The organism is Knoellia sp. AC549 (assembly GCF_979258975.1).
Genome location: NZ_OZ409890.1, coordinates 3,682,960 through 3,705,491, shown reverse-complemented (window position 1 = coordinate 3,705,491; position 22,532 = coordinate 3,682,960). Strand labels below are relative to the sequence as shown.

At 70.3% G+C, this 22,532-nt stretch carries 19 protein-coding genes, 1 tRNA gene and 1 pseudogene; 12 read left to right on the top strand and 9 right to left on the bottom strand.

Annotated features, from left to right (window positions below; genetic code table 11):
* Positions 1 to 57 precede the first annotated feature (57 nt).
* Positions 58 to 816 (top strand): enoyl-ACP reductase FabI, encoded by a 759-nt coding sequence (gene fabI / locus ACZZ98_RS18055; protein ID WP_463517529.1) that lies wholly within the window; start codon positions 58 to 60, stop codon positions 814 to 816.
* A 27-nt stretch (positions 817 to 843) separates the two neighbouring features.
* On the top strand, positions 844 to 3,048 hold the full coding sequence (locus tag ACZZ98_RS18050; RefSeq protein WP_463517528.1) for a tetratricopeptide repeat protein: 2,205 nt from the start codon (positions 844 to 846) through the stop codon (positions 3,046 to 3,048).
* Between the two features lie 18 nt (positions 3,049 to 3,066).
* Here the strand turns inward: ACZZ98_RS18050 and cphA are convergent, their stop codons facing one another.
* The 5 genes from cphA to glgC all read right to left on the bottom strand — a co-directional run bounded on the left by cphA (position 3,067) and on the right by glgC (position 10,259).
* Positions 3,067 to 5,937: a cyanophycin synthetase gene (cphA, locus tag ACZZ98_RS18045; protein WP_463517527.1), complete on the bottom strand. Its 2,871-nt coding sequence runs from the start codon at positions 5,935 to 5,937 to the stop codon at positions 3,067 to 3,069.
* A gap of 119 nt (positions 5,938 to 6,056) precedes the next feature.
* Positions 6,057 to 6,914, bottom strand: coding sequence for a cyanophycinase (locus ACZZ98_RS18040; protein ID WP_380089487.1), 858 nt, complete (start codon positions 6,912 to 6,914; stop codon positions 6,057 to 6,059).
* Positions 6,915 to 6,933: 19 nt separating this feature from the next.
* Positions 6,934 to 8,184 carry a phosphoserine phosphatase SerB gene (gene serB, locus ACZZ98_RS18035; RefSeq protein ID WP_463517526.1) on the bottom strand — a complete coding sequence of 417 codons (1,251 nt, stop codon included), beginning with the start codon at positions 8,182 to 8,184 and terminating at the stop codon, positions 6,934 to 6,936.
* Between the two features lie 9 nt (positions 8,185 to 8,193).
* Positions 8,194 to 9,009, bottom strand: a complete 816-nt coding sequence (locus ACZZ98_RS18030; RefSeq protein ID WP_463517525.1) for an LLM class F420-dependent oxidoreductase — start codon at positions 9,007 to 9,009, stop codon at positions 8,194 to 8,196.
* Positions 9,006 to 10,259, bottom strand: a complete 1,254-nt coding sequence (gene glgC, locus ACZZ98_RS18025) for a glucose-1-phosphate adenylyltransferase (RefSeq protein WP_463517524.1) — start codon at positions 10,257 to 10,259, stop codon at positions 9,006 to 9,008. The genes ACZZ98_RS18030 and glgC overlap by 4 nt, the downstream gene beginning before the upstream one ends.
* A 79-nt stretch (positions 10,260 to 10,338) precedes the next feature.
* Between glgC and glgA the strand changes: the two are divergent.
* Positions 10,339 to 11,528 (top strand): annotated as a pseudogene (glgA, locus tag ACZZ98_RS18020) (glycogen synthase).
* On the opposite strand, the gene ACZZ98_RS18015 reads toward glgA, so the two are convergent.
* A complete protein-coding gene (locus ACZZ98_RS18015) occupies positions 11,507 to 12,271 on the bottom strand; it encodes a hypothetical protein (RefSeq protein ID WP_463517523.1) in 765 nt (254 codons plus the stop codon). The pseudogene glgA and the gene ACZZ98_RS18015 overlap by 22 nt on opposite strands.
* A gap of 42 nt (positions 12,272 to 12,313) precedes the next feature.
* On the opposite strand from ACZZ98_RS18015, the gene ACZZ98_RS18010 reads away from it, so the two are divergent.
* From ACZZ98_RS18010 to ACZZ98_RS17985, 6 genes are all read left to right on the top strand, one after another.
* Positions 12,314 to 13,096, top strand: coding sequence for an ABC transporter ATP-binding protein (locus ACZZ98_RS18010; protein ID WP_463517522.1), 783 nt, complete (start codon positions 12,314 to 12,316; stop codon positions 13,094 to 13,096).
* A gap of 85 nt (positions 13,097 to 13,181) precedes the next feature.
* Entirely contained in the window at positions 13,182 to 13,634 is a 453-nt protein-coding gene (locus ACZZ98_RS18005) for an NfeD family protein (protein ID WP_463517521.1), read from the top strand.
* A 15-nt stretch (positions 13,635 to 13,649) separates the two neighbouring features.
* The gene (locus ACZZ98_RS18000) at positions 13,650 to 14,876 is read left to right on the top strand and encodes an SPFH domain-containing protein (protein ID WP_463517520.1); all 1,227 of its coding nucleotides are present in this window, start codon (positions 13,650 to 13,652) and stop codon (positions 14,874 to 14,876) included.
* Position 14,877: 1 nt separating this feature from the next.
* The gene (locus ACZZ98_RS17995; RefSeq protein WP_463517519.1) at positions 14,878 to 15,666 is read left to right on the top strand and encodes a sulfite exporter TauE/SafE family protein; all 789 of its coding nucleotides are present in this window, start codon (positions 14,878 to 14,880) and stop codon (positions 15,664 to 15,666) included.
* Entirely contained in the window at positions 15,663 to 16,385 is a 723-nt protein-coding gene (locus ACZZ98_RS17990) for a sulfite exporter TauE/SafE family protein (RefSeq protein WP_463517518.1), read from the top strand. Before ACZZ98_RS17995 ends, ACZZ98_RS17990 begins: the two co-directional genes overlap by 4 nt.
* A gap of 24 nt (positions 16,386 to 16,409) precedes the next feature.
* Positions 16,410 to 17,219 carry a TrmH family RNA methyltransferase gene (locus ACZZ98_RS17985; protein ID WP_463517517.1) on the top strand — a complete coding sequence of 270 codons (810 nt, stop codon included), beginning with the start codon at positions 16,410 to 16,412 and terminating at the stop codon, positions 17,217 to 17,219.
* An 11-nt stretch (positions 17,220 to 17,230) separates the two neighbouring features.
* Here ACZZ98_RS17985 and ACZZ98_RS17980 read toward each other — a convergent pair whose 3' ends face one another.
* Positions 17,231 to 17,608 carry a DUF3037 domain-containing protein gene (locus ACZZ98_RS17980; protein WP_463517516.1) on the bottom strand — a complete coding sequence of 126 codons (378 nt, stop codon included), beginning with the start codon at positions 17,606 to 17,608 and terminating at the stop codon, positions 17,231 to 17,233.
* Positions 17,605 to 18,369 carry a HipA family kinase gene (locus tag ACZZ98_RS17975; RefSeq protein WP_463517515.1) on the bottom strand — a complete coding sequence of 255 codons (765 nt, stop codon included), beginning with the start codon at positions 18,367 to 18,369 and terminating at the stop codon, positions 17,605 to 17,607. The genes ACZZ98_RS17980 and ACZZ98_RS17975 overlap by 4 nt, the downstream gene beginning before the upstream one ends.
* Before the next feature lie 56 nt (positions 18,370 to 18,425).
* Between ACZZ98_RS17975 and ACZZ98_RS17970 the strand changes: the two genes are divergently transcribed.
* Complete coding sequence (locus ACZZ98_RS17970) at positions 18,426 to 19,976, top strand: serine/threonine-protein kinase (RefSeq protein WP_463517514.1); 1,551 nt, start codon at positions 18,426 to 18,428, stop codon at positions 19,974 to 19,976.
* Positions 19,977 to 20,006: 30 nt separating this feature from the next.
* Positions 20,007 to 20,906 carry a bile acid:sodium symporter family protein gene (locus ACZZ98_RS17965; RefSeq protein WP_463517513.1) on the top strand — a complete coding sequence of 300 codons (900 nt, stop codon included), beginning with the start codon at positions 20,007 to 20,009 and terminating at the stop codon, positions 20,904 to 20,906.
* Between the two features lie 87 nt (positions 20,907 to 20,993).
* On the opposite strand, the gene ACZZ98_RS17960 is transcribed toward ACZZ98_RS17965, so the two are convergent.
* A tRNA-Leu gene (locus tag ACZZ98_RS17960) sits at positions 20,994 to 21,079 on the bottom strand.
* A gap of 103 nt (positions 21,080 to 21,182) precedes the next feature.
* On the opposite strand from ACZZ98_RS17960, the gene ACZZ98_RS17955 reads away from it, so the two are divergent.
* Positions 21,183 to 22,511: a M20/M25/M40 family metallo-hydrolase gene (locus tag ACZZ98_RS17955; protein ID WP_463517512.1), complete on the top strand. Its 1,329-nt coding sequence runs from the start codon at positions 21,183 to 21,185 to the stop codon at positions 22,509 to 22,511.
* Positions 22,512 to 22,532: the final 21 nt, after the last annotated feature.

The following is a 22,532-nucleotide window of genomic DNA, read 5'->3' as shown; positions in this document are numbered from 1 at the left end:
ACCGACAGACCTACAGACCCCACACCCCAGACCCACCCGACAAGGAGAACGACGCCGATGCTGCTCGAGGGCAAGAAGCTGCTCATCACGGGAGTCCTCATGGACTCCTCGATCGCCTTCCACGTCGCCAAGCTGGCGCAGGAGCAGGGCGCCGAGGTCGTGCTCACCTCCTTCGGGCGGACGATGAAGATCACGTCGACCATCGCCAAGCGGCTGCCGACCACGCCGCCAGTGGTCGAGCTCGACGTCACCGACGCCGAGCACCTCGACACCCTGGCCGAGCGCCTCGGCGAGCACGTCGACCACCTCGACGGCGTGCTCCACTCGATCGGGTTCGCCCCGCAGGGTGCCTTCAACTTCCTCGAGGGCACGTTCGAGGACGTGTCGGTCGCGATGCACGCGTCCGCCTACTCGCTGAAGTCCCTCGCGGTCGCCGCCCTGCCACTCATGACGCCGGGCTCGTCGGTCGTGGGGCTCACCTTCGACGCGAAGTTCGCCTGGCCGGTCTACGACTGGATGGGCGTGGCGAAGGCAGCGTTCGAGTCCACCAACCGCTACCTCGCCCGCGACCTCGGACCCAAGGGTGTGCGCTGCAACCTCGTCGCCGCCGGCCCGATCCGGACGACGGCCGCAAAGTCGATCCCCGGCTTCCAGACGTTCGAGGACTCGTGGGGACAGCGCGCCCCCCTCGGGTGGGACGTCAATGACGCCTTGCCTGCGGCGAAGGCCTGCGCCGCGCTGCTGTCCGACTGGTTCCCCGCGACGACGGGAGAGATCGTCCACGTCGACGGCGGGGTGCACGCGATGGGCTTCTGAGCCCGTCACGAGAACTAGGCTCGCTGGGTGACCAGCGACCTCCACCTCACCCCTGCCGTGACCGCCACCGAGGTGCGCGTCCTCGAGGGCCCCAACCTCTACTTCCCCAGGCCGGCCGTCAAGGTCACCCTGGACCTCACGGCATACCTCGAGGCCGACAAGGACACGGTCCGCAGCGTCGCCCACACGGCCGGCCTCGGCGCGATCCAGGCAGGTGCCCCCGGCACCGAGCAGCGACAGCGCGTCATCGCACGCCTGGCCGAGCGCGCCGTGCGTGCCGTCTCACGCGCTTCGGGCACAGGTCGGCTGGGGGTCCGCTCCCGTCCCGGTGGGGACCGCTCCGTCGTCGTCGTGTCCTTCGTCTGGCGTCGACGTGGTCCGGCGCAGGCACTGGGGGAGTCGGTGGCGCCCGTGCTCGCGGCCTGGCTCGTGGGCCGCGACGTCGTGGAGGAGCAGGCACACCTCGTGCGCGAAGCCCCCGACGGTCCGGCCGCGCGCATCGTCACGCCCCAGATCCCGGTCGCGTCCATCACCGGGACCAATGGCAAGACGTCCACGACCCGGCTGCTGGCGCACATCGCCATGACGGCCGGACGGCACACGGCCTGGAGCTCGACCGACGGGGTCGTCGACCACGGCACCATGGTCGAGCCGGGTGACTTCTCCGGACCCGCGGGCGCTCGAGGCGTCCTGGGGGCGCCCGGGGTCGAGATCGGCATCCTCGAGACCGCACGCGGCGGGATGCTCCTCAAGGGTCTGGGCGTCTCGCACAACGACGTGTCGGTCGTGACCAACGTGACCGCCGACCACCTCGGCCTCCACGGCGTCGACACGGTCGACCAGCTTGCCGAGGTCAAGGCCATCATCACCCGCGCCACCAGGCCCGAGGGCTGGACGGTCCTCAACGGCGACGACCCGCGCGTCTGGGCCATGCGCACCGGCTCGCCGGCCCGGCCGTGGGTGTTCACCCTCGACGCCAACTCGCCGGCCATCCGGGAGGCCCTGGGCCTCGGTGGCCGCGCCCTCACGGTGCTCGACGACCACGTCACGGTGCTCACCGACTCTGGCGTCCCGGACCGGCTGGTGTCCGTCGTCGACATCCCCATGACGATCAGCGGGCTCTCCCGCCACAACGTCGCCAACGTGCTGGCGGCGACAGCAGCAGCGCTCGGTCTCGGGATCGACCGAGCCGACGTCATCGAGGGGCTGCGCACGTTCCGCCCGGACGCCGAGCTCAACCCCGGCCGGATGAACACCTACACGGCTCCGGCGGGCCAGGGCGGCAGCTGCACGGTGGTCGTCGACCTCGCCCACAACGAGGCCGGGCTGGACGCGCTCATGGACGTCGCCGAGGGTCTGCGCGAACCCGGCTCACGCATCCACCTGGGCTTGGGTGCCGGGGGGGACCGCACCGACGAGATCCTCGAGAACCTCGGTGAGATCGCGGGTCACCGCGCCGACCACGTCGTCGCGGCACACAAGGCGCACTACCTGCGAGGTCGGACCATGGAGGACCTCGAGGCCCATCTCCGCGTCGGGCTGCAGCGCGCCGGTGTCGCCGACATCGACTCCCACGAGACCGAGCTGAGCGGGCTGCAGGCGCTCGTCGAGGTGGCCCACGACGGCGACGTGGTCGCGATCATGTGCCACTCCGAGCGCGAGGCGATCTATGCCTGGCTGGCGGAGATCGGGGCCGTCGCCGACACGTCGTCGTCCATCCGGCGCAAGGTCATCCTCGCGCGGGGTGAGCACGAGGCCGAGGAGGCGATCGCGGCGCTCTGGGAGGACGAGGACGTGGAGCGGCGGATCGCCACGGGCGCAGCACTGTATGCCGCGTATCCAGGGGACGCTCGCATCGCCTACGAGTACGGCGGCACCTTCGACTCCGCCGGGCGGGAGGAGCGGGCGGTCGAGCTCTATCGCGAGGCTCTGGGCGGCGGCCTGCGTGAGCCGTACCGCCACCGCGCCCTCATCCAGCTGGCCTCCTCACTGCGCAACGTCGGGAGGTACGAGGAGGCCGTCGAGCTGCTCGACGACCTGGCCCGGGACCGTCCGGACTCCATCGGCATCGCCGGCTTCCGGGCTCTGGCCCTGCACTCGACCGGGCGCTCCGCAGAGGCCCTCGGCAGCCTGTTGGCGGCGGTCGCCCACGCGAGCATGGACGACGACGTCCTGCGCTACCGACGCTCGCTCTCGGCCTATGCGCAGGAGCTGGCACCTCCCCCCGAATGACGGTCGAGGGGTGCGCCCTCAGCTCGCGGACTGCCCGTCGTCGTCGGACTCGTGCTCGGCGAGGTCCTGGTCCGTGGCCTCCTCGCCGCTGACCTGTGCCTCTGCGGAGAGCGTCGTCGGGTCGAGGTCGGGGTCGGCGAGCGAGTCGGCCGTGTGCGTGCCCGGCTGGGCCTGCTGGGTCATGGTCTCGAGCTCGTTCATGACGACGCCGTGCTGGTCGACGCAGACGACGACGATGTCGCCGGGGTTGGCGCGGGCCATGACGTGCCGAACCGCCGACAGCTCCTCGGTGACGACCTCGACCTGACGGCAGCGGGCGCCCTCGGCCATGGCTGCCTTGGCGCCCTCGGCGACGAGACCGGCGGTCTCGGCTCGCTGGCGACCCCGCAGACCGACGTCCTCACGCACGACGAGGACGTCGAAGTGCTGCGCGGCGATGGCGCCGAGCTCACGCATGTCCTCGTCGCGCCGGTCACCCGCCGTGGCGATGACGCCGAGGCGTGAGATCTTGCCGAGCTCGCTCGCGCCTGCCTTGGCATCGGCGTAGCGCTCGACGAAGTCGCCGAGCACCTTCATGGCGGGAGCGTTGTGGCAGTAGTCGACGATGACGTCGACGTTGTTGACGCTGATCTGGTTCATGCGACCGGGGGAGAGGTAGTAGCTCGTCGAGAAGGTGCGCAGCCCCTGACGGATCTCGTGCAGCCCGGTGCCCATGGCGAAGGCGGCTCCAGCGGCGGCCATGGCGTTGGCGACGTTGAACATCGCGGTCCCGCCGAAGGTGGCGGGCAGCAGGTGCGTCCAGGCGAGCTGCATCGAGCGGCGGCCGTGTCGGATGACGATCATGTCGCCCTTGTCGGACGGCTCCAGCACGACGGCGCGTCCTCCTCGACGGCAGTGGTTGTCCACGAACTCGCGAACGGATGACCCGGGGGAGGACATGGTGAACCACACGATGGAGCCGGAGCAGCGTCGGCGCATCTTGCGCACCAGGGGGTCGTCAGCGTTGAGCACGGCAAAACCGTTGCGGGGCACCGCCTCCACGATGACGGCCTTGACGTCGGCCAGCTGCTCGACGGTGTTGATGCCACGCAGGCCGAGGTGGTCAGGGGCGACGTTGGTGACGACCGCGACGTCGTTGCGGTCGTAGCCCAGCCCCTCACGCAGGATGCCGCCGCGAGCGACCTCCATGACGGCGAAGTCGACCCGGGGGTTCTGCAGCACCATGCGGGCGGACTTGGGGCCGGACGCGTCGGCCTTGAAGACGAGCCGCTCGTCGACCACGATGCCGTCGGTCGAGGTCATGCCGACCTTGCGGCCCACGCCCTTCATGATGTGGGCGATCATCCGCGACGTCGTCGTCTTGCCGTTGGTGCCGGTGACGGCGACGATGGGCACGCGCGACGGCGATCCCGGCGGGAAGAGCAGGTCCACGACCGGCTTGGCGATGAACTGGGGCTCACCGATCGTCGGGTGGGTGTGCATCCGGAAGCCGGGTGCCGCGTTGACCTCGCAGATGGCGCCCCCGGTCTCGCGGACCGGTGACGCGATGTCGGGGCAGATGAAGTCGATGCCGGCGACGTCGAGCCCGACCATGCGGGCGGCCTCCTCCGCGATCTCGACGTTGTCGGGGTGCGCGTCGAAGGTGCGGTCCACGGAGATGCCGCCGGTCGACATGTTGCCGGTGAGGGCCAGCTTGACCATCGTCCCCTGCGGGGGGACGTCGTCCATCGCGTAACCCTGCTCGCGGACGAGGCCCTCGGCGTTGCGGTCGACCTTGATGCGGGTGAGGACCTTCTCGTGCCCGACCCCACGCCGCGGGTCGGCGTTGGTGATGTCGACGAGCTCGGTCACGGTGTGCTCGCCGTCTCCGACGACGTGCGCCGGCACGCGCTCGGCGATGGCCTGCATCCGGCCGCCGACGATGAGGCAGCGGTAGTCCTTGCCGGTGATGAACGACTCGACGATGACGTGGCCGCGGCGGGACTGCTCACGGGCCACGACGAAGGCCTCACGCACCTCGTCGTCGTTGGTGATGTCCAGGCAGACGCCGCGTCCGTGGTTGCCGTCGAGGGGCTTGAGGACGACAGGGAAGCCGATCCGGCGGGCGGCGGCCACCGCGTCCTCGGGGCCACGCACGGTCTCCTGCTTGGGCACCGGCAGACCGGCCGAGCCCAGGAAGCTGGTCGTGAGGTCCTTGTCCGAGGCGATGTCGACCGCCAGTGCTCCGGTCTTGGACGTCATCGTGGCGCGGATGCGCTGGGCGTGAACCCCCTGACCCAGCTGGACCAGGCTGGCGCTGTTGAGCCGGATGTAGGGGATGTCGCGGCTGACCGCCTCTTCGAGGATCGCCGCGGTCGACGGCCCGAAGGCGGTCCGCTCGGCGCGACGCAGGAACGCCTCGAGAGCGCTGTCGAAGTCGAACTCCTCCTCGGCCCTGACGAGGTGGTTGACCAGGCGCACGGCGAGCTTGCCGGCCGCCAGGCCCACGCCCTCGTCGGAGTAGCCGTAGACGACGTTGTAGCGGCCCGGGTGGCCCTTGACCTCACGGGTCTTGCCGCGACGCTGGTCGTGACCGGCCTCCTGCTGGAGCTGGAGAGCAATGTGCTCACTGACGTGACCGAGCCAGGTCCCCTCGCGCAGCCGTTGGACGAAGCCGCCCTTGACCCCCCGTGAGCAGGTGTGGTTCTCGATGCCGGGCAGGAGCTCGAGCAGCTGGTCGGTGAAGCCGTCGAGGAGGTCCGTGGGGTACTGCTCGAGGATGCCCAGGTCCACGATGAGATGGACGGCCGGGTCGTAGGACCAGATGTTGCCACCGCGATAGACCCTCGACTCGACGATCGTGAGCTCGGGCGCGGCAGGGCCGGTGGGGGTGGGGCGGTCCTCGGTCATCGGACTCCTCGGTGCTGGCGGGGGGTGGTGCAGGGTGCGGAGGTGCTGCGGCTGGTGCTGAGGGGCGGGAGCGCTCCGGGGCGGGAGTGCTGTGGGACGGGGACTGCTGTGAGCGCGGACTAGGCCTTGGCGGTGGCCAGGCCGATCGCGACGTCGCCGTGCTGCTCGACGAAGTCGACGAGGGTGGCCGTGGGGAGGTCGAACGTGGCTCCCGCGGGGAGGTTGTGGATGACGGCTCCGGACACGAGCAACGGTGCTCCACGACGGGCGTCGGGGGCGTCCGTGGTCACGTCGCGGCAGTCCATGACGATGACCCCGCCGCGACCGTGGACGGTGAACCGCGTCCCGTCGCTGACCTCGATCGCGGTGTCCTCGTCGATGCCGATCCCGAGCAGGCTGGGGGAAGACGCGACGACGGACAGCAGCCGCCCGTAGCGGGAACGCTGGGCGAAGTGCTGGTCGACGATGACGCCCTTGAGGAGGCCGATGCCCGCGCTGACCTGGCTGGCCCGTTGCACGGGGGTGAGACCCTCGTCACCCATCGAGATCATGAACTCGCTCATGATCGAGGCGCCGGCCGACGTGCCCGCCACGACGGCGCCGCGCGAGTGTGCGCGATGAAGCGCGTCGCCGAGCGGAGTGCCGGGGAAGAACTGGGACAGGCGGAGCTGCGAGCCACCGCTCATGAAGATCCCGGTGGCCTGGTCGAGGAGGGCGACGGCGCGGGGGTCGTGTGCCTCGCGTCTCGACTGAGGGTTGACGACGTCGACCGCCTCGACGCCGAAGCGGTTGAAGACCTCGGTGTAGGACGCCACCACCTCGTCCTGGAACGACGAGGCGGTCGGGATGACGACGACGCGGGACTGCCGACCGCCACTGATCCGGACGAAGCGTCGCAGCAGGGCTGCTCGTCCGACGCGGTCCTCGGCGCCGCCGATGATGAACAGCGTGGGTGTCGTGGAGGGGTAGCGCGCCATTGGACCAGCCTAGGAGGTGTCAGCCGTGCGAGCCGGCAGGGGCAGGTGTCGGTGTGCCGTCGGCGTCGTCGGCCTCCTCGATCTCCTCCCGGGTGATCCCGAGGAGATGGAGCACCGCGTCGAGATAGGGCACGTTGACGGCGGTGTCCGCCTGCTCGCGGACGAGCGGCTTGGCGTTGAAGGCGATGCCCAGACCGGCCGTGCCGAGCATGTCGAGGTCGTTGGCCCCGTCGCCAATGGCAACGGTCCGGGACAGGGGCAGCCCGGCGACCTCGGCGAACTCGCGCAGCGCGCTGGCCTTGCCCTGGCGGTCCACCACCGCGCCGACCACGCGTCCCGTGAGGTGACCGTCCTCGACCTCGAGCCGGTTGGCCCGGGCGTGGTCGATGCCGAGCTCGTCGGCGATCGGCTGGACGATCTCGATGAAGCCACCGGAGACGAGGGCCACGGTGAACCCGAGCCGCTTGAGGGTGCGGACGAGCGTGCGGGCACCGGGCGTGAGGCGCACCGCCGCCCGAACCTCCTCGAGGACGGCGACGTCGAGCCCCGCGAGGGTGGCGACGCGGGCGTGCAGGCTCGCGGCGAAGTCGAGCTCACCGGCCATGGCCCGTTCGGTCACTGCAGCGACCTCTGCCTCTCGACCCGCGTGCCGGGCGAGGAGCTCGATGACCTCGTCCTGGATGAGCGTCGAGTCGACGTCCATGACGACGAGCCGTCGACCGCGCCGGGCCAGACCAGCGGGCGACACGGCGATGTCGACCTTCTCGTGGGCCGCCACGAGGGACAGCTGGCGGCGAAGGGCGCCGAGGTCGGCCCCGCTGACGTCCAGCTCGAGGGTCGTGACGGGGTAGCGGGAGAGCCGGCGGATGCGGTCGATGTTGGCGCCGTGGGCGGCGATGGAGCGAGCCACCGCGGCGACGCCCTGGGACCGCAGAGGAGCCCCCAGGACGACGACAGCAGCCCGCCCGGTGGGGCGCTCGCGGTTGTCACCCCGCCCCTTGGACATGCTCACGCTGAGGCCCAGCTCGTCGGCGACGCCCTTGACCACGTCACGCAGCGCCCTGGCCGTGCCACCGGGCTCGAGCAGGACGGCGAGCGTGAGCTGACCTCGCACGACGACCTGCTCGAGGTCGAGCACCACCGCACCCGTCGGGGCGACGGCGTCGAACAGGGTGCTGGTCACCCCCGGACGGTCCTCGCCCGTCAGGGTCACGAGGAGCGTGGACGGGAGCTCGGGCGTCGGCCCGTCAGGGGCCGGTCGGGTGGTCACGACATCAGGCTAGGAGTTCACCGCGTCTCGCCACGCGAGGAGGTCACGGACCGGACCGAGGTCGTGGTGGGGACCACTCAGTCCGGTGGTGAACAGGCGCGTGCCGACGGCATACAGGGCGTCTGCTCCCGCGGCGTAGTCCTCGACGTCCTCCGGGAAGCGACCGGGCTGCGGGCTGACCCCCGCCGAGCGGATGATCGACGAGGGGTCGCGACCCACGCGACCACACCAGTCGTCGAGCACGGCGTGCTTGTGGGCGATCGTGTCGGCGTCGCCGAAGCCGTGCCAGATGTCGGCCTGCTCGGCGACGATGCGCAGCGTCTTGCGCTCGCCACCCCCGCCGATGAGGACCGGGATCTTCCGGGTGGGCGCGGGGTTGAGCTCGCCCCAGCGCTCCTTGATGAGTGGCAGATCCCGATCCAGTGCGTTCAGTCGTCCACCGGCAGAACCGAACTCGTAGCCGTACTCGTCGTAGTCGCGCTCGAACCAGCCCGACCCGATGCCGAGGATGAGCCGCCCCTCGCCGCCGCGAGCGGAGATGTGGTCCACGGTGCGCGCCATGTCGGCCAGGAGCTGCGGGTTGCGGTAGGAGTTGCACGTGACGAGAGCGCCGATCTCGACGCGCTCGGTGGCCTCGGCCCAGGCCGCGAGCATCGACCAGCACTCGAAGTGCGCGTCGTCGGGGTCGCCGTTGAGCGGGTAGAAGTGGTCCCAGTTGAAGAGGACGTCGACGCCCATCTCCTCGAGCGTCGCGCAGGTGCGTCGGATCTCGGCGTATGCCGCGTGCTGCGGCTGGATCTGTACGCCGATGCGCGCTCGGCTCACGACCCGAGCACCGTGCCCTTGCCGACGATGGTGATGCCGGAGTCGGTGACGGTGAACCCGCGGGCACGGTCCTGTTCGGCGTCGAAGCCGACGGACGTGCCCTCGGGCAGGTGAACGTTCTTGTCGATGATGGCTCGGCGCACCCGGCAGTTGCGGCCGACGTCGACGCCGTCGAGGAGGACGGAGTCGTCGACCTCCGAGTAGCTGTGGACACGGACGTCGGGCGAGACGATCGAGGAGTTGACGCGCGCGCCGCTGATGATGACGCCGGGGGAGACCATCGAGTTCAGCGCCTCGCCGAAACGACCACTCGCGCCGTGGACGAACTTGGCCGGCGGGTAGGGGCCGTAGCTCGTGAACAGCGGCCAGTCGTAGTTGTAGAGGTTGAAGATCGGGTGGATCGAGATGAGGTCCATGTGGGCGTCGAAGTAGGAGTCGAGCGTCCCGACGTCACGCCAGTAGCCCTTGTCGCGCTCGGTGCCACCGGGGATGACGTTCTTCTTGAAGTCGTAGGTGTAGGCGGCCCCCTGCTTGACGAGGGCCGGGACGATGTCACCACCCATGTCGTGGGTGCTGTCCGGGTCCTCGGAGTCGCGGGTGACGGCCTCCTGGAGGACGTCGGCGTCGAAGACGTAGTTGCCCATCGAGGCGAGGATCTCGTCGGGGGAGTCGGGCAGGCCGTCCGGGTTCTTGGGCTTCTCGAGAAAGGCCTTGATGCGCGTGTGGTCGTCGGCCTCGACCTCGATGACCCCGAACTGGTCGGCCATGTCGATCGGCTGCCGGATGGCCGCCACGGTGACTCCGGCACCGGACTCGACGTGCTGGTCGACCATCTGCGAGAAGTCCATGCGGTAGACGTGGTCGGCGCCCACGACGACGACGATGTCCGGGCGCTCGTCGGTGATCGTGTTGAGGCTCTGGAAGATCGCGTCGGCGCTGCCCTGGTACCAGGACTTGTCGATGCGCTGCTGCGCCGGGATCGGGGCGACGTAGTTGCCGAGCATCGTCGACATGCGCCACGTCTTGGTGACGTGCCGGTCGAGGCTGTGCGACTTGTACTGCGTCAGCACGACGATCTTGAGGTAGCCCGAGTTGACGACGTTGCTCAGGGCGAAGTCGATGAGGCGGTAGATGCCCCCGAACGGCACCGCCGGCTTGGCCCGGTCGGCGGTGAGTGGCATGAGTCGCTTGCCCTCTCCACCTGCGAGAACGATGACGAGCACCTTGGGTCCACCGCTGCGGTATGCCATGTCGCTCAACCTAGTGGAACGAGCACCAGGATGTGGCCGGCGTCTCGCGCCGGGCTCGGCACGTCGCTAGGGTCAGGGCGTGCGCGTCGACATCCTCAGCAAGGAGTACCCACCCACGATCTACGGCGGGGCGGGGGTCCACGTCGCCGAGCTCACGAGAGCCCTGCGCGAGCGTGGCGACATCGACGTCCGGGTGCGCGCCTTCGGTCCTCCCCGTGACGAGGAGGGGACGACGGGGTATGCCGACCTGCCGGCTCTCGAGGGCGCCAACCCGGCGCTCGTGACGATGGGCGTGGACCTCGCCATCGCCGCCGACTGCGGCGGCACCGACCTGGTGCACTCGCACACCTGGTACGCCAACTTCGCGGGGCACACCGCCTCGCTCCTCGAAGGCGTCCCGCACGTCGTCAGTGCGCACAGCCTCGAGCCGATGCGCCCCTGGAAGGCCGAGCAGCTCGGCGGTGGCTACCGGCTGTCCTCGTGGATCGAGCGGACGGCATACGAGGGCGCTGCTGCCGTCATCGCGGTCAGCGACGGCATGCGCAAGGACGTCCTGCGCAGCTATCCGTCGATCGACCCGGCCAAGGTGAAGGTCGTCCACAACGGCATCGACAGCGAGCTCTGGAAGCGCGCCGAGGACCCGGACACGGTGCGGCGACACGGCGTCGACCCCGACCGGCCGAGCGTCATCTTCGTGGGACGGATCACCCGACAGAAGGGGCTGCCCTACCTCCTGCGGGCGGTTGCCGAGCTCCGCCCGAGGTGCAGATCGTGCTCCTCGCCGGCGCGCCCGACACTCCCGAGATCAAGGCCGAGGTCGAGGCGCTCATCGACGGGCTGCGTGAGACGCGGGACGGGGTCGTGTGGGTCCCGGAGATGCTGCCGCGTGCCGAGGTCATCGCCTTGCTCTCTGCCGCAACGGTGTTCGTCTGCCCGTCGGTCTACGAGCCGCTCGGCATCGTCAACCTCGAGGCCATGGCGTGTGACCTCCCCGTCGTCGCGACCGCCACGGGCGGCATCCCGGAGGTCGTCGTCGACGGCGAGACCGGCTGGCTCGTCCCGATCGACCAGGTCCAGGACGGGTCGGGCACGCCGGTCGACCCCGACCGCTTCGTCGCCGACCTCGCGAACGCGCTCAACGCTGCCGTGTCGGACCCTGACCGGGCGGCGCGCTTCGGCCGGGCAGGTCGCGCCCGGGCGGTGGAGTCCTTCTCCTGGGCACGCATCGGAGACGAGACCCTGACGGTCTACCGCGACGTCCTGGGGTGAGCGACGGCCACGACGCCCGCGTTCGTGGCATCCACGAGTGAGCGTTCGGCCACGCGGCGCAGCTCGCGCAACAGGTCGAGCCGCCGCTGCTGCGTGAAGCCGTCCAGCGCGTCCTGGGGTCCGTCCAGCCCCGCCGCCGCGGCGGTGCTGATGGCGGCGGCGAAGGTGATGGCGCGCAGGGTCTGACCGGGCAGCTCCTCCGGCAGCGCCCAAGACCCCGGCCGTGGCACCGCCTCACGGGCCGAGACCGCGTCGAACGGCTGCCCGCCGAGCTCGTCCAGCTGCGCGGTCGTCTCGAGGACGATCGTCGTGAGCAACCGGGTCGACTCGCGTGGGTCGAGCGCCTCGACACGGTGGACGGGCACGGGGTCACAGTCGTGTGCGGACCAGTCGAGCCGGGTGCCGGAGTCGACCCCTGTGGCCCCGGGAGGTCCGAACGTCGACCAGGTCGGAACGAGCAGGGCGCCGAGACCCGGTGCGACCACGCACTCCTCGGCGTCCACGGCCGCGGCCCGGGCGTCGGCGCCGCACCGCGGGAGGCTCGTGGTGTCACCGCTCGTCGGCAGGGCCACGAGGACCGTCCGCTCGCCGAGGTCGTGCCACAGGTCGAGCGTGCGCACCCCCGACCCCACGGCATCGACGTCGGGCAGGGCCGACTCGATGGCGCTCTCGAGGGTGTCGCCACGGGTCCATGCGGAGGTGACCCAGAGGGCGAGCCGAACAGATGCGGGCAGCTCGGGCATGCCGTCATCGTAGGCACCCCCGGGTCAACTAGGGTTCCCGTCATGAGCGATGTGCTGGCGCTGGCGGGCGTGACCGTCGTCCGCGGCGGCGCGACCCTGCTCGACGACGTCGACTGGGAGGTCGAGGAGGGGCAGCGATGGGTGATCCTCGGTCCCAACGGGGCGGGCAAGACGACCCTGCTGCAGCTGGCCTCGGGGCGGATGCACCCGACGCTCGGCGTTGCCGGTGTCCTCGGTGAGGTCCTCGGCGCGGTCGACGTCTTCGAGCTCCGGCCGCGGATCGGGCTGGCCTCGGCCTCGTTGGCCGAACGCATCCCCGGGGGTGAGCGCGTGGGCGACGTCGTCGTCACGGCGTCCTACGGCGTGGTCGGTCGGTGGCGCGAGAGCTACGACGCCCTCGACCATGCCCGTGCCGGTGAGCTGCTGGGCGCACTCGGCGCAGGTCACCTCGTGGACCGCACCTACGGCACGTTGTCCGAGGGGGAGCGCAAGCGCGTCCAGATCGCCCGGGCCCTCATGACAGACCCCGAGCTGATGCTGCTCGACGAGCCCGCCGCCGGCCTCGACCTCGGTGGCCGCGAGGACCTCGTCGCCCGGCTCGGGGCCATCGCTGGTGACGTGACGGCACCGGCGCTCATCCTCGTGACCCATCACGTCGAGGAGATCCCGCCCAACTTCACCGACGTCCTCCTCCTGCGCGAGGGCCGCGTCGTGGCGCAGGGGCCGCTCGAGATCACCCTCACGGCTCAGAACCTGAGCGCGACCTTCGGGTTGCCCCTCGAGCTGGAACGACGGGGATCCCGGTATGCCGCGTGGTCCCGTTGAGGACGCGGTGACCGGCACCTGCCGCCTCGTGGGATCGTTGACCTGACAGAGGCCGTCGAGGACGACGGCACGAAAGGGGAATGTCATGGAGTGGCTCACCGATAATCCGTGGCTGGTCTGGGTGGGAGTGGCTCTGATCCTCGCCGCGGTCGAGGCGGCGACGGTGGACTTCGTCTTCGTCATGCTCGCCGGCGGAGCACTGGCCGGCGGACTCGCCGCTGGTCTCGGCGGCAACGCCACCGTCCAGGTCATCATCGCCATCCTCGTCGCGGGACTGCTCCTCTTCGTCGTGCGCCCGATCGTCAAGCGCAAGTTCACGCAAGGGGAGCTCGACCACAGCATCGGTGCGTCGAGCCTCGTGGGACGTGAGGCCCGGGTGCTCCAGACCGTCACCGACACCGACGGCCGGATCAAGCTCGCCGGCGAGACGTGGTCGGCCCGGGTCGCCGAGGGCTCAGAGTCTCTGCGCCCCGGCGACGACGCCCGTGTCATCGCCATCCACGGCGCGACGGCCATCGTCGCCGCCGACCGCCACTGACCACTAGGGGATTCCATGATCGAGCTCATCATCCTGGGCCTGCTGCTGCTCTTCGCAGTCATCGTCATCATGCGCACCGTGCGCATCGTGCCGCAGCAGACCGCACTCATCATCGAGCGCCTCGGGCGCTACAACGCGACCCTCGAGGGCGGCATACATTTCCTCGTGCCCTTCGTCGACAAGGTGCGCGCCAACATCGACCTGCGCGAGCAGGTCGTGTCGTTCCCGCCGCAGCCGGTGATCACGAGCGACAACCTCGTCGTCAACATCGACACGGTCATCTATTACTCCGTCATCGACGCCAAGTCCGCGGTCTACGAGATCGCCAACTTCATCCAGGGCATCGAGCAGCTCACCGTCACCACCCTCCGCAACGTCATCGGCTCGCTCGACCTCGAGCAGACGCTGACCAGCCGCGACCAGATCAACGCCCAGCTGCGTGGGGTCCTGGACGAGGCCACCGGCAAGTGGGGCATCCGCGTCAACCGCGTCGAGCTCAAGGCGATCGACCCGCCCATGTCGATCCAGGAGTCCATGGAGAAGCAGATGAAGGCCGAGCGTGAGCGCCGCGCCATCATCCTCACCGCCGAGGGCGCCAAGCAGTCCAACATCCTCACCGCCGAGGGCGAGAAGCAGAGCCAGATCCTGCGTGCCGAGGGCTCGGCCCAAGCCAGGGTCCTCGAGGCCCAGGGACAGGCCCGCGCCATCCAGCAGGTCTTCGACGCCATCCACCGCGGCAAGCCGACCCAGAAGCTGCTCGCCTACCAGTACCTCCAGGTCCTGCCGCAGATCGCGCGCGGCGACTCCAACAAGATGTGGATCATCCCCAGCGAGCTCACCGACGCCCTCAAGGGCATCGGCGGCATGCTCGGACGCAACGAGGGTGATGGCGGCAACGGTGGCGGTTTCAGCGACGACGACGCCGAGCCGTGGGAGCCGACCGAGGAGATGAAGACCGTCTTCGACGACACGGTGCTGGCCGACCCGGCGCAGGCGCTGGCCGAGGCCCGTGGTGAGGCCGGCGAGGCCTCCCGTGAGGCCAAGGACCACTCCCAGGTGCCGGTCCGTCAGCAGCCGCCGCTGAGGCCGCCCGCCGACGCCGTCCCGCCGCGGACCCCCCAGGCGGACCCTGCCCCGCCGACCGAGCCCATCCCGGCGATGGACCCCGCTCCGCCGATGGACCCGACCCCACCGACGGACCCGACCCCACCGACGGACCCGGCTCCGCCGCGCCAGAGCTGAGGTGGGCGCCGCCGAGGCAGCGCTCATCCTTGCCGCCGGCGTGGCTGCCGGCACGATCAACACCGTCGTCGGCTCCGGCACCCTGGTGACCTTCCCGACCCTGCTCTTCTTCGGGTATGCGCCGGTCACGGCCAACGTCTCCAACACCATCGGGCTCGTGGCCGGTGGCCTCACCGGGTCGTGGGGCTATCGCCACGAGCTCCGTGGGGCGAGAGCGACGCTGTTGCGGTGGGCGCCGATGTCGCTGTTCGGCGGAGTCGTCGGCGCGGGCCTGCTCCTCGTGCTCGACCCTGCGGCGTTCCGGGCGATCGTGCCGGTGCTGATCGGTCTGGGCCTGCTGCTGGTCGTCTTCGGGCCCCGCATCACGGCGTGGACGACCGCGCGCCGCGGGGACTCACCGGCAACGGCGCTGGGCGAGCACTCGGCGCGACGAGCCGCCCTGCTCATGGTCGGCGTCTTCGCCACCGCCATCTACGGCGGCTACTTCGGGGCGGCGCAGGGCGTCATCCTCATGGGTGTCCTCACGACGCTCACGAGCGAGAGCCTGCAGAGCCTCAACGGCATCAAGAACGTCCTCTCGACCATCGTCAACGCGGTGGCAGCGCTGACCTTCATCATCGTCGCGCCCGAGCAGGTCGACTGGCGCGTGGCCGGGCTCATCGCTGCCGGCTCGCTCCTCGGTGGCGTCCTCGGCGCCCGGGTGGGACGTCGACTGCCCCCCGCCGTCCTGCGTGCCGTCATCATCGTCATCGGTGTCGTCGCGATCGTGCGCATGATCTGGTTCTCGTGATCGACTGGACGCTCGTGCTCGGGCTCGGGGTCGCTCTCCTGGCGGGTGCGTTCGTGCAGTCGTCGATCGGGTTCGGCATGTCGGTCGTGGCCGCGCCCTTCGTCGTCGTGCTCGCCCCCGACCTCATGCCCGGCGCCCTGCTCGTCACGAGCTTCTCGCTGCCCATCGTCCAGCTGTCCATGGCGCCGGTGGACATCGCCTGGCGCTCGTTGTCGTGGGCCCTCCTCGGGCGCCTGCTCCTCACTCCCGTCGGGGTCGCCGTGGTCGCGGTCCTCTCGGTGCGCTCGATCTCGGTCATCGTCGCGGTCCTCATCCTGCTGACGGTGGCGACCTCGCTCACCACCATCCGCATCCGCAACACACCGGTTACGGCAGGAGTCGCGGGCGGTCTCGCCGGGGTCTGGGGGACGGCGACGAGCATCGGTGGGCCGTTCCTGGCGCTCGTGCTCCAGCACGAGAAGCCGGACCGTGTGCGGGCGACCCTGGCCGCCTTCTTCCTCGCTGGCTCGTCCATCTCGGCGGCAGGTCTCGTCCTCGCCGGGGAGTTCACCGACCAACAGCTCGTCAGCGGGCTCGTCTGGATCCCGTTCCTCCTGCTCGGGTATACCGCGGCCGCACCCCTGCGCGCTCGGCTCGACACCGAGCGGCTCCGTCGAGCAGTGCTCGCCTTCTGCGTCCTCGCAGGAGTGAGCATCCTCGTGCGCGCATTCGTCTTCTGAGCGCGCACCTCCTAGCCTCACACCGTGCCGCAACGGATCACCGACCCCCACGACGACCGCGTCCGCGACTACGTCGCCCTCACCGATGTGGCGCTCCGACGACGGACCGAGCCCGAGCGCGGCCTCTACATCGCCGAGTCCGAGAAGGTCATCCGGCGGGCGCTGGCGGCCGGGCACCGGCCGCGCTCCTTCCTCATGGCGGAGCGCTGGCTCACCGACCTCGGTGACCTCGTCACGGACGCCGAGCGGGACGGCATACCCGTCTTCGTGGCCGACCACGACGTCATCGAGGGCTTCACCGGGTTCCACCTGCACCGAGGGACGTTGGCCTCGATGCAGCGCCCCGAGCTGCGTTCGGTCGGCGAGGTCGTCGCGGACGCGCGACGGGTGCTCGTCATCGAGGACGTCGTCGACCACACCAACGTGGGTGCGATCTTCCGCAGCGCTGCAGCCCTCGGCGTGGATGCCGTGCTCGTCACGCCCCGCTGCGCCGACCCGCTCTACCGTCGCGCGATCCGTGTGTCGATGGGGACGGTGTTCCAGGTGCCCTGGACGCGCATCGACCCGTGGCCGGCGGGGGTCAACGTGCTTCGTGACCACGGTTTCACGGTGGCTGCCCTGGCCCTGTCCGACGACGCGGTCGGCCTCGACCAGCTTGCTGCCGACCCGCCCGAACGGCTCGCGCTCGTCCTCGGCACCGAGGGCGACGGGCTGAGCCGTCGCACGGTCGAGAGCGCCGACCTCGTCGTCACGATCCCGATGGCTGGGGGAGTGGACTCGCTGAACGTCGCCGCCGCCGGCGCCGTGGCGGCGTGGGCCCTGCGCGCTCGGTGACCCCGCTTCTCCTAGCGGACGAGGCGCTCGAGCAGCGCTGCGAGCTCGGACGCGGGGTCCTCGGCCGTCCCGCCGTGCACTGCCGATGGCTGGATCACGGTGCTGCGGGGGGCGCTGAGCCAACCGAAGCGCTTGCCGGAGGTCGCGAGCCTCGGGCGCCCACCCCCGTCGGTGCCGGCGCACACGTCGTCGACGACGGCCAACGAGGCTCTGACGGCCTCGACGTCCACCTCCGGTGCGAAGGCACGCAGCCGTTCGGCGTCGACGTGGCAGGCCGCACCGAGGAAGCCGGCCGACTGCGAGAACAGCACGACGCCGACGTTGAGGCACTCGCCGCGGTCCACGCGTGGGACGCACTTGAGGACGACGTACTGGTAGGGGTGGCTCATGCGGTGGCCTCCCACCAGACGGTCGCGTTCTCGAGTCGTCGCGTGAGGTGATCGACGTATGCCGTCCGCACCGCAGCCGTGTCGTCGAGACCCGGAGCGGGTTCGAGCCACTCGGTGGGGACCAGTCCCACGACCTCGGTCAGCACCTCCGGGGTGACGATCGCGCAGGCGCGGGCATGTGCCGCTGCGAGGTCGCCGACGACGTCACCCAGCACGTGCTCGGAGGCGTCGAACGGCTGGCTGGCGAACCGCGAGGCGTCGGCGCCGCGGCTCGGCCAGGAGTGGTGGAACCAGATGGCTGCTCCGTGGTCGATGGCCCACACCTGCCGATGCCACACGAGCAGGTTGGGGTTGGACCAGGTGCGGTCGACGTTGGCCGTGAAGGCGTCCAGCCAGACGATGTCGGCGGCCTCGTCGGCGGTGGGCGGACGCGAGCCGTCATAGCCGAAGGACCCCGGGAGGAAGTCGACGGCGAGGTTGTCACCCGTGCTCGCGACCAGGAGGTCCTGGACCTCCTCATCGGCTTCGTATCGGGCCAGGGCTGGAGGCAGGTCGATGACCGCCATGGCGGGGACGCGGACCCCAAGGCGTCGGCCCAGCTCCCCGACGATGACCTCGGCCACGAGAACCTTGAGCCCCTGGCCGGCGCCACGGAACTTCGCCACGTAGGTGCCGTCATCCGACGCCTCGACGATCCCGGGCAGCGAGCCCCCCTCGCGCAGGGGGGTGACGAACCTCGTCGCAGTGATCTGGGGCAGCACATTCACAGGCTACGGGAGGGACTAGGGTCGGACGGACGTCCACGCGAGGAGTTGCATTGAGCACGACGCAAGGGCGGCTGCTCGGCGGTCGCTACCGACTGGGGGCCCCACTGGGACGCGGCGGCATGGCTGTCGTCTGGCGGGCCGATGACGAGATGCTCGGGCGCGAGGTGGCGGTCAAGACTCTCGACCTCACCGGTCCCGACAGCGACAACGCCGGCGAGCGCTTCCGCCGGGAGGCCCGGGCGACCGCTGCTCTCAACCATCCGCACATCGTCACGGTCTTCGACACCGGCGTCGAGGACCAGACGGCATACCTCGTCATGGAGCTGCTTCCCGGACCGACGCTCGCCGAGCAGCTGCGTGACTTCGGTCCGCTGCCCGTCGACGAGGTGCGCACCATCGGCCAGGAGGTGGGCGACGCCCTGCAGGCCGCCCACGACGCGGGCATCATCCACCGCGACATCAAGCCGGGCAACATCTCGTATGCCGCTGACGGCACGACCAAGGTCCTCGACTTCGGCATCACCCAGCTCGTCGACGAGGCCCTGGGCCACCACCAGCTGACGATGACCGACACGATCGTCGGCACGGCCGAGTACCTCGCCCCCGAGCAGGCGACCGGTCAGCGGGTCGATGCGCGTGCCGACCTCTATGCCCTCGGGTGCGTGCTCCACACCCTGCTGGCAGGACAGCCCCCTTTCACGGCCACGACACCGGTCGCGATCCTCATGAAGCACGCGCACGACGTCCCCGCGGACGTGCGCGAGCTCCGGCCCGACACCCCCGCCGACCTCGCTGCCGTCATCGCCGCGCTCCTGGCCAAGGACCCCTCGGAGCGGCCTCAGTCCGGACACGAGGTCGCCGAGCTGCTGCGCTCGCACCGCGCACCGGCCGTGACCGAGGTCATCAGCCCTGTAGGTGCTGCTGCCATGGCCCCGACCACGCTCGCCCCGCAGCAGGAGAGGTGGGACGAGCCCGTCTACGCGCCGGCGTCCGAGCCTGCCTGGGAGGACGAGCCGCGCCGGTCGCGCGCCTGGATCTGGCTGCTCCTGCTCGCCGCGGCCATCGCAGCCGCGGCCATCTGGTTCCTGCTCTCGCAGAACGACGACCCGAACACGCCGACGAACACACCGACGTCGTCCCGGACAAGTGCCGCGGTCACGCCGACGAACTCTCCGACGAGCTCGCCGACGACGGACACTCCGACGCCAACTCCTCGCCCGACGACCCCCAGCCCGCCTGTCACGGTGACGCAGACGGCGACGCCCACCCCGACGCCGACGCCCACCACCCCCTCACCGACACCGTCGGTGGACACCGGTGGGCCCGTCATCGATGCCAGCGCCGCGATGAGCGATGCCGTGCGCGGCCTCTCGGCCGACGACCTGGACCCGTCCATCGCCAAGACCATCGAGGGCAAGCTCCGCGACATCGACAAAGCCGTCCGTGCGGGAGACGCCCCGGCGGTGAACTCGCTCGTCGGCGACATCGAGGGCGAGCTGAACCAAGCCCGGCAGCAGGGCGAGCTCAGTGAGCCCGGTGCGGCTGCACTCGAGGAGCCGTTGGCCAGCCTGGGCGAGGCAGCAGACGCATTCCGACCCTGACGGACCTGCGGGCACGATACGGTCCGCCCCATGGATTCCGCCCTCATCTCGGTCGGCCTGCCCATCGCGCTGGCCGTCATCATGTTCGGACTCGGCCTCTCCCTCACGCCGGCCGACTTCCGCAGGGTGGGACAGAGCCCGAAGGCCGTGGCGATCGCACTCGCCTGCCAGCTGCTCGTCCTGCCGCTGGTCGCGTTCGGGCTGGTCAAGCTCTTCGGCCTGTCGCCGCTGCTCGCGGTGGGCTTCATGATCCTGGCCGCGTCTCCCGGCGGCACGACGGCCAACCTCTACAGCCACCTGTTCCGCGGCGACGTCGCCCTCAACATCACCCTGACGGCCATCAACTCCGTCATCGCGATCATCACCCTGCCGGTCCTCACGAACTTCGCCATCGCTCACTTCATCGACGACTCGAGCCGCGTCGGCCTGCAGTACGACAAGCTGCTCCAGGTCTTTGCCATCGTCGTGGTCCCGGTCGTCATCGGGATGCTGGTGCGGCGCCGCTCGCCCCGGTTCGCGGACCGGATGGACCGTCCCGTGCGCATCGCCTCCGCGGTGCTGCTGCTGCTCGTCGTCCTCGGCGCGATGCTGTCCGAGCGGGACAACATCGCCGACTACTTCGCCGAGGTGGGGCTCATCGCCGCCCTGTTCTGCGTCCTGTCGCTCAGCGTCGGCTATGTCGTCCCGCGGGCGCTGGGGCTCTCGGAGGACCAGGCGGTGGCGAGCGGTTTCGAGATCGGGATCCACAACAGCACCCTGGCGATCGCCATGGCGCTCACCGTCATCGGCAACACCCAGATGTCCATCCCGGCCGCGGTCTACGGGGTGCTGATGTTCCCGATCGCCGCCGTCTTCGGCGTGGCGGTCCGCAACCGTGCGGTGGCCCGGGCGACCGACGAGGAACGCTCACTGGACCAGCGCAGCCGCTGACGCCCCCGTGGTGCGCGCCCGCTCTCTACCAACGGGCAAAGAGAAGCGCCCCGAGTCTCTGACCTGCAGAGACTCGGGGCGCGATCTGTGTCCGAGGGGGACTTGAACCCCCACCCTCTATACGAGGACTAGCACCTCAAGCTAGCGCGTCTGCCATTTCCGCCACCCGGACGAGGTGATTGCCGGACCCGTGAAGCGGTCCTTCGCAACGTGCCGGAACTTTACACGGCATACCGACGCATCGAGAAATCGGGTCGGCGTCCTACTGTGGACGGCATGACGCAGACCACGAGCAGCCGCCCCGAGGACGAGGTCGTCGGCATCTGCCAGGACCTCATCCGCATCGACACGTCGAACTACGGCGACGGATCCGGCCCGGGGGAGCGGGCCGCGGCGGACCACGTCGTCGGGCTCTTCCGCGAGGTCGGTCTCGAGCCCGAGGTCATCGAGTCCGACCCCGGCCGAGCCTCGGTCGTCGTCCGCATCCCGGGGGCCGACCGAGAGCGTGGAGGCCTCTGCATCCACGGACACCTCGACGTCGTCCCGGCCAACGCCGAGGACTGGGAGGTCGACCCCTTCTCCGGCCTCGAGAAGGACGGCTGCATCTGGGGGCGCGGGGCCGTCGACATGAAGGACATGGACGCGATGATCATCGCCTGCGTCCGCCACATCGCCCGCGAGGGCATCGTCCCGCCGCGCGACCTCGTCATCGCCCTCTTCGCCGACGAGGAGGCCGGGGGAGTGAAGGGTTCGCACCACCTCATCGAGACCCGGCCCGACCTGTTCGAGGGCGTGACCGAGGCCATCAGCGAGGTGGGCGGCTACAGCGTCACCGTGCCGACGGCAGACGGCGGCGAGAAGCGCGCCTACCTGCTGCAGACCGCCGAGAAGGGCATCGCGTGGATCCGGCTCACCGCCACGGGCCGCGCCGGCCACGGCTCGGTGCCCAACGACGAGAACCCCATCGCCCGGCTCGCCGAGGCCATCAGCCGCCTCGCCGCGCACAAGTGGCCGCGTGAGTACATCCCGTCGGTGCGCACCCTGCTCGACGGACTGAGCGAGCTGACGGGGGTGAGCTACTCCGACGAGGACGCCGAGGAGCTGCTCGACCACCTCGGTGGCGCCCAGGGGTTCGTGCGAGGAACGCTGCAGGACACCAGCAACGTGACGATGCTCGACGCCGGCTACAAGCACAACGTCATCCCGCAGCACGCCAGCGCCAACGTCGACTGCCGCTTCCTCCCCGGCCATGAGGACGAGCTCATGCAGACCGTCAAGGACCTCGTCGGCGAGCACGTGACGATCGAGGTGCTGCACCGTGACATCGCCCTGGACTCGCCCTTCGAGGGGCCGCTCGTGGACGCCATGGTCGCGGCGCTCAAGGAGGAGGACCCCGAGGCCGAGGTGCTTCCCTACTGCCTCTCCGGCGGCACCGACAACAAGGCGCTGTCTCTGCTGGGCATCACCGGCTACGGCTTCGCGCCGCTGCGGCTCCCGGCGGACCTCGACTTCGCGCCGATGTTCCACGGGATCAACGAGCGCGTCCCGACCGAGTCCCTGAAGTTCGGCGCCCGCGTCCTGCAGCGACTCATCGAGACCAGCTGACGGGCTCACTGGCGGTGCGCG